14 protein-coding genes are annotated in these 13,089 nt (G+C 41.5%); 9 read left to right on the forward strand and 5 right to left on the reverse strand.

Annotated elements, in window-relative coordinates; all coding sequences use genetic code 11:
• Nucleotides 1-403 precede the first annotated feature (403 nt).
• The 9 genes from HMPREF9072_RS04890 (at nucleotide 404) to HMPREF9072_RS04930 (ending at nucleotide 9,051) form a co-directional block, all read left to right on the forward strand.
• A complete protein-coding gene (locus HMPREF9072_RS04890) occupies nucleotides 404-880 on the forward strand; it encodes a hypothetical protein (protein ID WP_002674818.1) in 477 nt (158 codons plus the stop codon).
• Nucleotides 881-916: 36 nt separating this feature from the next.
• On the forward strand, nucleotides 917-2,788 hold the full coding sequence (gene mnmG / locus HMPREF9072_RS04895) for a tRNA uridine-5-carboxymethylaminomethyl(34) synthesis enzyme MnmG (protein ID WP_009410823.1): 1,872 nt from the start codon (nucleotides 917-919) through the stop codon (nucleotides 2,786-2,788).
• Between the two features lie 224 nt (nucleotides 2,789-3,012).
• On the forward strand, nucleotides 3,013-3,255 hold the full coding sequence (locus HMPREF9072_RS04900; RefSeq protein ID WP_009410824.1) for a FeoA family protein: 243 nt from the start codon (nucleotides 3,013-3,015) through the stop codon (nucleotides 3,253-3,255).
• A 40-nt stretch (nucleotides 3,256-3,295) separates the two neighbouring features.
• Entirely contained in the window at nucleotides 3,296-5,293 is a 1,998-nt protein-coding gene (feoB, locus tag HMPREF9072_RS04905; RefSeq protein WP_009410825.1) for a ferrous iron transport protein B, read from the forward strand.
• 70 nt (nucleotides 5,294-5,363) lie between these two features.
• Complete coding sequence (locus HMPREF9072_RS04910; protein WP_009410826.1) at nucleotides 5,364-6,119, forward strand: patatin-like phospholipase family protein; 756 nt, start codon at nucleotides 5,364-5,366, stop codon at nucleotides 6,117-6,119.
• Nucleotides 6,120-6,167: 48 nt separating this feature from the next.
• Nucleotides 6,168-6,767: a MotA/TolQ/ExbB proton channel family protein gene (locus HMPREF9072_RS04915; RefSeq protein WP_009410827.1), complete on the forward strand. Its 600-nt coding sequence runs from the start codon at nucleotides 6,168-6,170 to the stop codon at nucleotides 6,765-6,767.
• On the forward strand, nucleotides 6,764-7,111 hold the full coding sequence (locus HMPREF9072_RS04920; protein ID WP_002674860.1) for a DUF2149 domain-containing protein: 348 nt from the start codon (nucleotides 6,764-6,766) through the stop codon (nucleotides 7,109-7,111). Before HMPREF9072_RS04915 ends, HMPREF9072_RS04920 begins: the two co-directional genes overlap by 4 nt.
• A gap of 22 nt (nucleotides 7,112-7,133) precedes the next feature.
• On the forward strand, nucleotides 7,134-8,288 hold the full coding sequence (locus HMPREF9072_RS04925) for a serine hydrolase (protein ID WP_009410828.1): 1,155 nt from the start codon (nucleotides 7,134-7,136) through the stop codon (nucleotides 8,286-8,288).
• Nucleotides 8,289-8,331: 43 nt separating this feature from the next.
• Nucleotides 8,332-9,051, forward strand: coding sequence for a 3'-5' exonuclease (locus HMPREF9072_RS04930; protein ID WP_009410829.1), 720 nt, complete (start codon nucleotides 8,332-8,334; stop codon nucleotides 9,049-9,051).
• 9 nt (nucleotides 9,052-9,060) lie between these two features.
• Here the strand turns inward: HMPREF9072_RS04930 and tsaB are convergent, their stop codons facing one another.
• The 5 genes from tsaB to HMPREF9072_RS04955 form a co-directional block, all read right to left on the reverse strand.
• The gene (tsaB, locus tag HMPREF9072_RS04935; protein ID WP_009410830.1) at nucleotides 9,061-9,696 is read right to left on the reverse strand and encodes a tRNA (adenosine(37)-N6)-threonylcarbamoyltransferase complex dimerization subunit type 1 TsaB; all 636 of its coding nucleotides are present in this window, start codon (nucleotides 9,694-9,696) and stop codon (nucleotides 9,061-9,063) included.
• Nucleotides 9,697-9,818: 122 nt separating this feature from the next.
• A complete protein-coding gene (locus HMPREF9072_RS04940) occupies nucleotides 9,819-10,196 on the reverse strand; it encodes an endonuclease domain-containing protein (RefSeq protein WP_002674870.1) in 378 nt (125 codons plus the stop codon).
• Between the two features lie 99 nt (nucleotides 10,197-10,295).
• A complete protein-coding gene (gene rsmI / locus HMPREF9072_RS04945) occupies nucleotides 10,296-10,973 on the reverse strand; it encodes a 16S rRNA (cytidine(1402)-2'-O)-methyltransferase (protein ID WP_009410831.1) in 678 nt (225 codons plus the stop codon).
• Nucleotides 10,973-11,845, reverse strand: coding sequence for a hypothetical protein (locus tag HMPREF9072_RS04950; protein ID WP_009410832.1), 873 nt, complete (start codon nucleotides 11,843-11,845; stop codon nucleotides 10,973-10,975). The genes rsmI and HMPREF9072_RS04950 overlap by 1 nt, the downstream gene beginning before the upstream one ends.
• Nucleotides 11,846-11,962: 117 nt before the next feature.
• A complete protein-coding gene (locus HMPREF9072_RS04955; protein WP_002674876.1) occupies nucleotides 11,963-12,853 on the reverse strand; it encodes a fructose bisphosphate aldolase in 891 nt (296 codons plus the stop codon).
• Between the last annotated feature and the right edge of the window lie 236 nt (nucleotides 12,854-13,089).

Genomic DNA, 13,089 nt, shown 5'->3' on the forward strand with positions numbered 1-13,089 from the left:
GCCTTAGGCCATAGGCACTAGGGGGGAGTATGACAGAAAAAAGGAAGAAATGACGAAGGACGAGGGGCGAATGACGAGAGACAAATGATGAATGACGAGGGACGAATGACGGAGGTAATGTGAGGTTATAGCACGATAGACAGGTGAAAAATTAGTAGATTAGCAAATTTTGGAGAGGCTCAAAAGGGAGAAGTAAAGACAAAGAGGGTTATATTAACTTTGCTAAGTTTGAAACTTTGGCAAATTGTAATGAGACAATGGTGGAGGTAGGGGGGAGAAGAGGTGTATGTGTGTCGGTTGTAAAATGGATTTTAGAAAGAGAAAAAATGTTATTTTTTGCGTATCATTTTTTAGTTATGATTTTATTTTGTACCTTTGCACACTTAAAAGAGTTTGAATTGTTATGCCAAGAATCTATTACAGAGAGAGGAAACTACACGGTCACCCATTAAGGAACGAGGTGATTACCGTTGATTTATTCAATAAAATCATACAACTCAGTGCTTTCATTCCCGAAGATGCCTTGCAGATTTTTGAGCTTCCTCAGAAAACATCGTCGTGGGCTTTCTGGAACAACACCAAAGGTTTTAAGTATGCTGTAGTGTGGAATACTGAAAAACCTCACACTACCTATGAATATGGAGATTTTTATCTACCGAAATCTATTGTGTTCTTTGATGAAAAAGACGCTTATTTTCCTTCTGATTATTATTTTATTGTAAATATAGACAACCAATTGGAACTGAGTCATAGTAGGGCAGGAGCTGATACCGCTTGGTATGAACAACCTCAGTTACGCAGTAAAGTAACTAATCCTAAACTCATCAAACGCTTCGAAAAGAGTATCAAAGAACTGTATAAACTTCTAAAGAAAAATTAGCAAATTAGCAGATTAGCACATTTGCAAATTAGACAAATGTTTACAACTGAATATGATGTGATAGTAGTGGGCGGAGGACACGCAGGTGCTGAAGCTGCCGCTGCGGCTGCCAATATGGGAGCCAGCACACTACTGATTACTATGAACTTACAACATATCGCCCAAATGAGCTGTAACCCTGCTGTAGGAGGTATTGCCAAAGGGCAGATAGTACGCGAAATAGATGCCTTGGGGGGCTATATGGGGATTATCACTGATAAAACCGCCATTCAATTTAAGATGCTCAACCAATCGAAGGGGCCTGCTATGTGGAGTCCGCGTGCACAATCTGACCGTATGCGTTTTTCGGAAGCGTGGCGATTGCAGTTGGAAAGTCTGCCTACACTTGATTTCTTACAAGGAATGGTAAACGACCTTCTGATAGAGAAAGACAAAGTAGTAGGAGTACGCACTTCGTTGGGGATTACTATCAAAGCGAAGAGTGTAGTGCTCACCAATGGTACTTTCTTGAACGGAGTGATGCACATAGGAATGAAACAGTTTGGCGGAGGGCGTGCAGGTGAACCCGCAGCATACGGCATCACCGAGTGCCTCGTACAACACGGTTTTGAGGCGGGACGTATGAAAACAGGTACGCCTCCACGTGTAGATGCGCGTTCGCTTGATTTCAGTAAGATGATTCCTCAACCGGGCGATGAGCATCCACAAAAGTTTTCTTTCTCTGCTGAAACACAGCCGCTCGCAGTGCAAAAAGACTGCTATATGACGTACACCAGCGAGCGCGTACATAATATATTGCGCACAGGCTTCGACCGTTCGCCTATGTTTCAGGGCATTATTCACGGGGTAGGACCGCGCTATTGTCCTTCGATAGAAGATAAAATCAATCGTTTTGCCGACAAAGACCATCATCAGCTGTTTGTAGAGCCCGAAGGCTGGCATACCGTAGAGATGTACGTGAATGGCTTTTCGACTTCTTTGCCCGAAGAAGTGCAATATGCTGCCCTGAGTCAGGTAGCAGGTTTTGAGAAGGTGAAGTTTTTCCGTCCAGGGTATGCGATAGAGTACGACTATTTTCCACCTACCCAGCTGAAACATACGCTTGAAACGAAACTTATAGAAAACTTATACTTCGCGGGGCAAATCAACGGAACTACGGGCTATGAAGAAGCCGCTGCACAAGGACTAATGGCAGGCGTGAATGCGGTGCTGAAAATACGCGAGCGAGCTCCTTTTGTACTGAAACGCGACGAGGCTTATATAGGAGTTTTGATTGATGACCTCATCACCAAAGGCACCGAAGAGCCTTATCGTATGTTTACCTCACGTGCTGAATACCGCACCCTCTTGCGACAGGATAATGCTGACAGACGATTGACTCCGTTAGGGTATGAAATAGGTACTGTAAGTGAAGCACGCTATCGTGCGTGGGAAGCCAAAGAACGCAAGGTGAGTGGATTTATCACTTATATAAAGGAATTGAGTGTTACCCCCGAAGAGGTAAACCCTATACTCGAAAAATACGAGTCATCACCGATGAAACAAGGCGACAAGTTCCAAAAGGTACTTTCTCGCCCAGATGTAACTCTTGCTGACTTTGAGGCTATAGACCGTATTGCCGAATATATAAAGAAGAACGAACTTACCGAAGAAGAAAAAACCTGCGCAGAAGTGGAGGTGAAATACGCCGGCTATATAGAAAAAGAACGCAATAATGCTGATAAACTCAACCGCTTGGAGAGTGTGCGCATTCCTGACAACTTCGATTACGACAAGATAGTATCGCTCTCGTTTGAAGGGCGCGAAAAGCTGAAAAAGATACGCCCTGTTACCCTTTCGCAAGCCTCACGCATCAGTGGGGTATCGCCAGCGGATATCAGTATATTGCTGATATATATGGGAAGGTAATTGGTGTGAGGTCGTAGCACGACAGGCGGCAGTGAGCCATACAGACGATTGCAAAATAAAGGAATCGAGAAGGGAAGATTAACTTAGAGCCTAAACATTTAGCGTAATGCGGTGTTTAGGCTTTTGTTTTATAGATATTACAGTTGTTATCGGCAGTTATAGTATTGTAGAATTAAAATTATTTACTACCTTTGCACTCAAAATCATTCTAAATAATAATCGTTATGGAAGAAGTGCGCAACCGTGCTTGTACTGTTTCCGAGCTAAAGAAGGGCGAAAAAGGGATTATACAAGACTTTGATATTACTAAAATACCTCAAAAACTCATTGATTTAGGTTGTTATGCGGGCAGTGAAATAGAGGTACTCCAAAAAGCTACTTTTGGCGACCCTATCTATATCCGTATGAATGAGGCATATCTTTCGATTAGAAAGGATATGGCAGAGAATATTCAATTAGCAAATTAGGTGCAAGCCGCACAAGCAATTTAATTAGCAAATTAACAAATTGGCAAATTTAAAAATCGCCCTTGTGGGCAACCCTAATACCGGTAAAAGTTCGCTCTTCAATGCATTGACGGGCTTGAACCAAAAGGTAGGCAACTACCCTGGTATTACTGTCGAAAAAAAAATAGGATACTGCAAGCTTTCCGATACCCAGCAAGCCGAAATCATAGACTTGCCGGGTGTCTATAGTCTCAATCCAAGCTCGGAAGACGAGCACGTGGCTGTAAATGTGCTTACACATAACTCTGAGCCTCATTACCCTGATGTGGTGGTAGTGGTGTGTGAGGTGAGTAACCTCAAGCAAAATCTCTTGCTCTTTACCCAAGTAAAAGATCTTGGGTTGCCTACGATACTTGTTATCAATATGGTAGACCAGATGCGCAAAAAGGGTATCAGTATTGAGGTGGAAAAATTAGCGCAAGCTTTGCAGACGAAAGTTGTCCTCACCAGCACTCGCAAAGGCGAAGGGCTTACGGAGCTGAAAGAAGCGATTGTAAATTATCAACAACTGTCGCTCACTCCTTGCGTAGATATCTCTCGCTTAGAGGCGATGACTTTTGGCACGTCGGAAAGTGAGCAACGGCGCAAACAGCAAAAAGAAACGATACTTCGCTATCAGTTTATCAACAAAATACTGAAAGAAACATATACGGTAGACCAGCGCAAAGCACAGACGCTTCGAGTACATCTCGACCGCTTCCTCATACACCCCTTCTTTGGCTATGTGGTGTTTGCTGCGATACTCTTACTTATCTTCCAAGCAGTATTTACTTGGTCGAGCTATCCAATGGATTGGATAGAAAACGGTTTCAATGTTTTTGGGGAATGGCTTGCTACTAAACTACCTGCTGGTGCACTTAGCGAATTACTAATAGAGGGTATCCTACCAGGAATCGCAGGTATTACGGTGTTTATTCCCCAAATAGCTGTACTCTTCACCTTGATTGCCCTATTGGAAGAAAGTGGCTATATGAGTAGGGTGGTGTTCTTGATGGACAATGTAATGCGTCGTTTTGGGCTCAGTGGTAAGAGTGTTGTTCCTCTGATTTCGGGAGCAGCTTGTGCCGTACCTGCCGTGATGATTGCCCGTAATATTGAGAATTGGAAAGAACGCCTAATCACCATACTTGTTACTCCGTTTATGACCTGTTCAGCGCGTTTGCCTGTATATCTCATCATCATTAACTTGGTAATTCCAGACGGTGATTTTTGCTGGATTAGCTATAAAGCGTGGACGTTCTTTGCGATGTACTTTTTGGGCTTTGCAGTAGCTTTGCTCTCGGCTTTCATCTTAGACAAAGTACTGAAGATGCACAAGAACAACAGTTTCTTTATCGCCGAAATTCCCGATTATAAAATTCCGCTTTTGCGCAATGTATGCCTCACTGTATATGAGAAGACCAAAGGCTTTGTAGTAGGAGCCGGGAAGTTCATTTTAGCAATTTCGATACTTTTGTGGTTCTTAGGGTCTCACGGAGTAGGAGAAAAGTACAACAGCATAGAGGCTACCGCCGAGCAGTTGGCACAAACTCACCAGTGGACTGCCGAGCAGAAAGTACATTACATAGAAGCTCAAAGTCTTGAATACTCGTTTTTGGGTTACATAGGCAAAGGAATAGAGCCGGTATTTCGTCCGCTGGGCTACGATTGGAAAATCAGTATAGGGGTAGTAGCCTCGTTTGCAGCGCGAGAGGTGTTCATTAGTACCCTATCAACGGTTTATAGTTTAGGAAAAGATTTGGATACCGAAGGTGAAGAGGGCGAACGTACTATCTTGGCAAAAATGCGCGCTGAAGTACGTCCTGATGGTACGCCTGTATACACACTTGGCACCGGTATTTCGCTCTTGTTCTATTACGCTTTTGCAATGCAGTGTCTTAGCACTGTTGCCGTAGTACGAAAAGAGACCAACAGCTGGAAATGGACAGCTATCCAATGGATATTTATGACGGGAATTGCCTACGTGAGTGCAATGATGGCATTTATTTTAATTAGATAATTAGCTAATTAGCAGATTGCCCCCGTTCCCCCGAGGGGGGACAATCCGTAAAGACGATAATCGACAAATAATGAAGTTAGGTTTAGTATTTTCAGGTGGCGGGGTGCGCGCTTTGGCACACGCTGGATTGTTGAAGGCTTTGGAAGAAAAAGGCTTGCAACCCTCAATTATTTCGGGTACCAGTGGTGGAGCGCTTATTGGGGCACTCTACGCTTGTGGGGTAAAGCCCGAAGATATGGTGCATTTTTTTAAGGAAACACCTGTGTTCAAATGGTCGATGCTCACTTTTAAAAAAGTGGGATTAGTAGATAGTGCTAAATATACTAAGTTCTTTAAAAAACAATTCCAATGTCCGACTTTTGAAGACTTGCGTTTGCCCTTAGTGGTAACAGCTACCAATCTGTTGAACGGTAAAGTACAGTATTTTAGCAAAGGAGAGCTCATTCAGCCCCTCATTGCGTCGTCGGCACTACCGCCCTACTTTTCACCGGTAAGAATAGGAGACAGTTTATATTGCGACGGGGGACTGCTGAACAACTTCCCTATAGAACCCCTCAAAGACCGATGCGATAGAATTATAGGGAGCTTTGTGAATCCGCTAGAAACGATTACCGAGAAGGAGCTCAGCAACTCGTTCCAGTTTATGCAACGGATTTACAACATCACTATGGATGGCAATTACAACCGCAAGTTCAAAAAATGTGACTACTTACTACTACATAACCTCAGCAATGTAGGCGTACTCGATACTAAAAAGCTCGATCAAGCCTTTGAATATGGATACGAACAAACAATTACCAAATTAGCTGATTTGTCAGTTAGCTAATGAGTAGAGGCAAACATTGACAAATTACTAAATTAAGACATTAACTTTATGAGTGAGATTTCTAAAATTCTATTCTTGGTATCGGATAGTTTGCTGATACCCGACATTATTGTACTCTTGGTACTTTTTGTGCGCGCTTTATTATTGGTAGGTAGTTTCTACAATCGCTTCATCACTAAATACAAAAACGACAAACAGCTGAATGAAGCTATCAGGATGCTCACACCCGAAAGCGCAGAACAGCTTAAAGCTCTATTGCCTGCACGCGATAACGCTCTTTACACTCAATACTTGCGTGATATTCTTAGCCATATACCCGACGAGGCATATTACGACTATATGATTTCCAACTTCGAGAATGAAGGCGAGAAAGATATAGCCACCTCTAAGCTATTGGCAAAAGTAGGTCCCGTTTTAGGGCTCATTGGTACACTTATCGCTATGAGTCCGGCACTTACGGGGCTCTCCACCGGAGACATTTCTAAGATGGCGAGTAATATGCAAGTGGTATTTGCCACCACCGTTGTAGGCTTAGTGATTAGTTTAGTAGGGTTGGTAACTTTACAGTTCAAACAACGCTGGTATAGCAAAGAAATCAACAACCTTGAATATGTAAGTAGAGTATTAACTCAACCCGCAAGACAATGAAGACAAACCGACGCATATCCCGACTCAAAGACGATGATGCCGACCCGCTAAGTGTAGTGGTAAATCTTTTTGACGTGGCAATGGTCTTTGCCGTTGCCTTAATGGTATCGATGGTGATGAACCTAAATATGGCCGATTTCTTTTCGGGTGAAGATTTTACCATTGTAAAGAAGAAAGGTGATGATATGGAAATCCTTCGTCGTGAAGGACAGAAAATCACTAAATATAAAACTGTAGAAGGTGCAACCCCCGACGCTTCTACCACTCAGAAAAAAGGTAAACGCCTCGGGGTAATGTACGAAACCGAGAATGGCGAAACTATATTGTTGCCTGATGAAGAATAAGCATAAATAAACCCTATTAAATATGAAAAAGTTTCTCATTAATTTCGTTGTTGTACTGCTACTACTCATAGGAACCCTTTACGTGGCGGGCTATGGTTATATTCTCAAAGCAGTAGTGGTGGTCTACGGCACGGGGCATACTACTACTTTCCTTGATGATTATACCTATTTTGACAATCGTACAATTGCTAAAAGTCCTACTCCTCAACCTTGGCCACTTTCAGCGGATTACAACAAAATACCCGAAACCCCCGAGTTACAAAATGCTCACAAAAAATACGGAACGGTAGCTTTCCTTATCATCAAAGGTGATAGTATATGGCACGAACAGTATTTTGAAGACTATAATACTGAGAGCAAGAGTAATTCGTTTTCTATGGCAAAGAGCTATGTGTCGGCACTCTTGGGTAAGGCTATTGCCGATGGTTATATCAAGAGTCTCGACCAAAAAGTAAGCGATTTCTTTCCTGAGTACAAAAAAGGCTTCGGAGCCCAGCTTACGGTAGGCGACCTCTCGTCTATGGCATCAGGGCTTGACTGGGACGAGGCGTATTACAATCCGTTTTCTATTACGACTCGTGCTTATTTTGATAAACATTTTAGAGAAAAGATGCTCCAACTGAGGATTGTTTCTCCTCCTGGGAAAGCCTATAAATACCTCAGTGGAAATACTTTCCTTTTGGGAATGGTATTGGAGAAAGCTACAAAGAAGACCCTTACTCAGTATCTCACCGAGAGCTTATGGCAACCGATGGGTTGTGAGAGCGATGCTCTTTGGCAATTAGATAGTAAAGAAAGCGGACTCGAAAAAGCGTATTGTTGTATTGCTTCGAATGCACGTGATTTTGCCCGCCTCGGGAAACTCTATCGAGATAATGGTAAGTGGAATGGCAAACAGCTATTAGACTCTACCTTTGTGGCGACTTCCGTACAACCGCGCTTTGCCGAGAGTCCAGAATACGGCTATGGTTGGTGGTTATTAGACTATAAAGATACCCATTTCTTTATGATGCGCGGACATTTGGGACAATACGTAATTGTAAATCCTACTGATAAAGTCATCATTGTGCGTTTAGGACATCGCACTGCCGATACTTCTCCTGAAGGCAGTAAGTTTACTCAAGACATTTATGATTATATAGATGAGGCATATAAGGTTTTAGGTGTTAGAGGGTAGTAGAGCAATGAGACTTTAAATTAATAGTTGAATTTCAGTAAAAATGCTTAACAAGATTAATCTTGAAGATATTCTCTTCTTAGACATAGAAACGGTACCACTCTATGAACAACACGCTGAGCTTTCGGCTTTAGAACAGGAACTGTGGGAGGAAAAGACACGTTATCAGCGGAAAGATGAGTTTACTGCTGAAGAATTTTACGACCGTGCAGGTATTTGGGCGGAGTTTGGGAAGATTGTATGTATATCAGTAGGCTACTTTTCTTTTCGGCATCAGCAACGCACTTTTAGGGTTACCTCGTTTGTGGGAGAGGAAGAAGTGTTGTTAAAAGATTTTGTACGTTTGGTAGAAGAACACTTTTCACGCGCTAATAAATTGTTTTGTGCTCATAATGGCAAAGAGTTTGACTTTCCTTACCTTTCGCGACGTATGATTATCAATGGTATTCCTATTCCTCAAAAACTACAGCTCTTTGGCAAGAAATCTTGGGAAATTCCACATCTCGATACCCTTGAACTATGGAAATTTGGTGATTATAAACACTTCACTTCGCTGAAGCTCTTGGCTCATATTTTGGGCATTCCTTCGCCTAAAGACGATATTAATGGTAGCGAAGTGCGTGATGTGTTCTACAATGAAGGTGATGTAGACCGCATTGCTACTTATTGTGAAAAAGATACTATTACAGTAGCCCAAATACTGCTACGTTTCCGCAACGAAGAGCTTCTAACCGATGATGAAATCCTAATTGTAGGGCATTAACTTTTACTTCTATTTTAAATACTGAGGTTCAAAATAAGCAATATCTTCAAAGTCTTGTTTTGTATATTTTTCTATAGCAAACGGAAGCATATCTTTTGCCTCAGGGAAGGCATTGGGTATAAATACAGCATTAGGATGCTTACAGATAGTAGCAAACTTCGTACTACCATCACCTAAAAAAGTTACTTTACCCCTATTTAGTTCTTCTTGATAACTATGCTCATCGAGGATTTTAGCTTCAGTGGGACTCACAAACTGATAAGCACTATTGAACACAGCGCTATACACCTCCATACGGCGTGCATCGAGCATAGGGATAATGCAATTGCCCTGAGCTTGGTGAGCGAGGATTTGCAAGGTGGGAATAGCAATTAAGGGTTTCTCCAAAGCAAAGCAAAGACCCTTGGCAGTAGCAATACCAATGCGCAAACCTGTATAAGAGCCTGCGCCAGCACTTACGGCTATAGCATCAACCGCAGAAAGGGGCAAGGAGGCTTGTTGCATTACGTCTTCAATGAAGAGGTGTAAGTTTTCGGAATGGGTAAACTTGCCTGCATTCTCAGATTTTTCTGCAAGAATATGATTGTCTTTTGATAGGGCTACCGAGCAATTGAGCCCTGAAGTTTCTATGTGAAGGATAATCATTTTTTAATAGTGTTCGATAAAAGTATGATATTAAAGTATGACGACCATCGCTACATTCCCCCTCTTTGAGGAAGTCGGCGAGCTGGCGTAGCTGAGTATGTGAATAGGAGAGCAGGCTTTTATCATATAGACGTATTATTCTCTTTCAATTCTTCTATTTTACTTTCTAAAGACAAAATTACACTAAACATATTCGTTTTAATTTCTTCGTTTGAAAAACGAATAAAAGTTACTCCCCACTTTTCTATTTCTTTTTGACGGGTTTCGTCTTCTACATATCTGAAATCGTGTGTATTGCCATCTACTTCAATAACTAATCTCAATTCTTGACAATAAAAATCAACAATATATTCTAAAATAGGAACTTGTCGTTTAAATTCAACACCTAAAGACTTATTTTTGATTTGTTTCCACAATAATACTTCTGATAAAGTACTGTTATTTCGCAAAAATCGAGCAAACTCTCTTAGTTTAGGGTTGTAAGGTATAATGGTAGTCATAAGTTTATGGTTTTTTAATTGTTATGGTAGTTTTATATGTAATGATAACCTCCCCCTAGCCCCCTCCAAAGGGGGAATGTGTGACGCAAAAGCGACTTTTTATTTTTCACTTTTCCCAGAAACAATAAGAACTATTTCTCCTTTAATATTCTTATCTTTATAATAGTCTAAAAGTTGTTGGAGGGTGCCACGTTGGGTTTCTTCGTGCAGTTTAGTGAGCTCACGTGAGAGACTCGCAGGACGGTCGGTACCGAAAGTGGTGATAAAGTCAGTGAGGGTTTTGAGCAATTTATGTGGGGAGATATAGAAAATCATCGTTTTGGTTTCAGTTGTGAGCTGAGAGAGGCGCGTTTGTCGTCCTTTTTTATCGGGAAGGAAGCCTTCGAAGGTAAAACGGTCGTTAGGCAAACCACTGTTTACCAAGGCAGGCACAAAGGCTGTAGCTCCTGGTAAGCATTCTACATCTACTCCCTCAGTAAGGCAAGCACGTGTAAGCAAGAAGCCGGGATCGGAAATAGCAGGTGTTCCTGCATCGGTGATGAGTGCTACGGTAGTACCCCCTTTGATGCGCTGTACCCAACCGTCTACCACTTTGTGCTCGTTGAACAGGTGGTAACTTTGCATAGGGGTATGGATATCGTAGTGTTTGAGAAGCTTACTACTGGTGCGCGTATCTTCGGCTAAGATAATATCAACCTCTTTGAGCAAACGGAGTGCTCGCAAGGTTATATCTTCGAGATTGCCTATGGGGGTAGGAATGAGATAGAGTTTGCTCATTACACTTCAAAGCGTTTGAGGAGGAGAGAAAGGAAGCGTTCTTCGTATTCTTCTTTACCTTTCCAATAGTTGTAAGTAGGCTTTATTTCTTGTTCTAAGTATAAAACAGCATCTCGCATTGTATTGAGTTCTCCGATATGTTTTACAACTTTGTTATATTCGCTTTCACTACCAAGGAAGAGTTTTTGTACAAAAGCCAATTTATCATTTAAACCTATTTGAGCATTTTTACCTAACTTATCGTTAAGAGATTGTACGGGTTTTATATCCTCATCAGTTTCTTTTCTATCGAATACTGTGTTCTTAGACTGAGAGATATATTCTTCTAAGGAAGGGGATTGCTTTAAGATGCGTTGTTCATCGGTGTACTGAGGTTGCTCAATAAACTGTTCGGGCTGTGTTACTTGCTGAGGTTGCTCGATTGCAAAATCTATTTGAGATGTTTCTACTCTTTTGGGTTGTTCCACAGGTACTGCCCATTCAGGTTCGGGCTGATGTACTTCTACTTGGGGTTGCGCTATTTTTGTAGTTTGTTTTTGAACGGGTTTTGGTTCCATTGCTACAAACGAAGCTTTTTCTTTTGTTTGTCCTTTAGGAGCAATAGGGTGCACTTCGGTAGCTTCTACGTTGATGTCGAAAATATCTTTTTCTTGATTTTCATCAATGAAATTAGATACTTTTTTCATCATTGAGTTTTTTCGGTTTTCATTAGCACCTAAGTCTTGATAATATTTATCAACGAAACTCAATATAGTGATTTTTTCAGCTAATTTATGAGCCTGTCTATTGAGTTCTATGAGGTTAAGTTTCCCTTGTTTAGCAATAATTTCGGTAGCGAGAGCTACTAAACTTTGTTCTAATTCTTCTTTCATAGATTGCTATTCTTTAGTTAAGATGTGGCAAAGATATAAAATATTTTTGAATAATAAAGAAATAACAAAAAAACAGACTGCTCCAGAAAATCTTTTTGGAGCAGTCTGTTTTTTAGATTACTTAATTGAAGCTTCGTAAATACCTTCGATAGTGTGAGTTAAAGTATCGTTGAACTGAGCATCGGTTTGCTGAGCTGAGAGTCCTTCGGTAAGTGCTCTTGAGAAACTGGCGATTACGCCTTTGTTTTCGGCGAGGATATCATTGGCTTTCTCTCTTGGGTAACCTCCTGAAAGGGCGACTACACGCACTACACGAGGGTGCTTGGTGAACTCTTTGTAGAGATTGTTAATAGTTGGCAAAGAGAGTTTGAGCATCACGTTGAAAGTATCGGGGAGGGCATCGAGGTGTTTTCTTATCTCGTCGCGCAAGATAGCTTCGGCAGGTGATTTATCGGGGATATTGATATCTACTTCGGGCTCTATAATAGGCACGAGTCCTGCTTTTACGATTTGTTTGGCTATCTCAAACTGTTGTTTTACCACTCGTGCAATACCCTCAGGAGAGGCTTTTTTAATGACTGAACGCATTTTGGTTCCGAAGATATGACGCTCATTGGCACGCTCTAAGAGTTCTGTAAGACCGCTAATAGGTTTCATCAGTTGAACGCCATCGGCGTCTAAGCTTTCTAAGCCTTTATCGACTTTTAGGAAGGGGACTATGTGTTTTTCTTCCCAGAGATAATCGGCGGTGTATTTACCATCGATTTTTCTATCCATTGTCTGTTCGAAAAGGATAGCACCGATAATTTTATGGCTGTTAAAAGCGGGGCTTTTGATGATGCGGGTACGCATTTGGTGAATGAGGTCAAACATTTGGTCTTCATTGCTATATTGGTCTTCATTCACACCGTAAAGTTTAAGGGCTTTTGGGGTACTACCGCCACTTTGGTCGAGGGCTGCGATAAAGCCCTTGCCATCTTTCATTTGTTTGAGTTGTTCTTTTTTCATAGTGTGTTACTGTTTAAAAGATAGTACAAAGGTACAAAATATTTTTTAATTGACAAAAATTAATAATACCAGAAATGCCAATAATGCGAGCCACACGACGGGAAAAATTAGAAAATTAGCAAATTAGAAAATGAGGAAATTAGCAAATGAGGTGCGAGTTACAGGCTTGCGTCAGAGGAGATTAACTTTGCCAAAGTTTGGAAACTTTGGCAAAGTTTGAGATGAAAAAGCGATGT

This window comes from Capnocytophaga sp. oral taxon 324 str. F0483, assembly GCF_000318315.2.
In the GTDB taxonomy this organism is placed as follows: Bacteria; Bacteroidota; Bacteroidia; order Flavobacteriales; family Flavobacteriaceae; genus Capnocytophaga; species Capnocytophaga ochracea.

What these genes read in the sequence shown, in the direction of transcription:
- HMPREF9072_RS04890 (WP_002674818.1), top strand. Translation starts at nt 404, where the DNA reads ATGCCAAGAATCTATTACAGAGAGAGGAAACTACACGGTCACCCATTA.
- mnmG (WP_009410823.1), top strand. Translation starts at nt 917, where the DNA reads ATGTTTACAACTGAATATGATGTGATAGTAGTGGGCGGAGGACACGCA.
- HMPREF9072_RS04900 (WP_009410824.1), top strand. Translation starts at nt 3,013, where the DNA reads ATGGAAGAAGTGCGCAACCGTGCTTGTACTGTTTCCGAGCTAAAGAAG.
- HMPREF9072_RS04910 (WP_009410826.1), top strand. Translation starts at nt 5,364, where the DNA reads ATGAAGTTAGGTTTAGTATTTTCAGGTGGCGGGGTGCGCGCTTTGGCA.
- HMPREF9072_RS04915 (WP_009410827.1), top strand. Translation starts at nt 6,168, where the DNA reads ATGAGTGAGATTTCTAAAATTCTATTCTTGGTATCGGATAGTTTGCTG.
- HMPREF9072_RS04920 (WP_002674860.1), top strand. Translation starts at nt 6,764, where the DNA reads ATGAAGACAAACCGACGCATATCCCGACTCAAAGACGATGATGCCGAC.
- HMPREF9072_RS04925 (WP_009410828.1), top strand. Translation starts at nt 7,134, where the DNA reads ATGAAAAAGTTTCTCATTAATTTCGTTGTTGTACTGCTACTACTCATA.
- HMPREF9072_RS04930 (WP_009410829.1), top strand. Translation starts at nt 8,332, where the DNA reads ATGCTTAACAAGATTAATCTTGAAGATATTCTCTTCTTAGACATAGAA.
- tsaB (WP_009410830.1), bottom strand. Translation starts at nt 9,696, where the DNA reads ATGATTATCCTTCACATAGAAACTTCAGGGCTCAATTGCTCGGTAGCC.
- HMPREF9072_RS04940 (WP_002674870.1), bottom strand. Translation starts at nt 10,196, where the DNA reads ATGACTACCATTATACCTTACAACCCTAAACTAAGAGAGTTTGCTCGA.
- rsmI (WP_009410831.1), bottom strand. Translation starts at nt 10,973, where the DNA reads ATGAGCAAACTCTATCTCATTCCTACCCCCATAGGCAATCTCGAAGAT.
- HMPREF9072_RS04950 (WP_009410832.1), bottom strand. Translation starts at nt 11,845, where the DNA reads ATGAAAGAAGAATTAGAACAAAGTTTAGTAGCTCTCGCTACCGAAATT.
- HMPREF9072_RS04955 (WP_002674876.1), bottom strand. Translation starts at nt 12,853, where the DNA reads ATGAAAAAAGAACAACTCAAACAAATGAAAGATGGCAAGGGCTTTATC.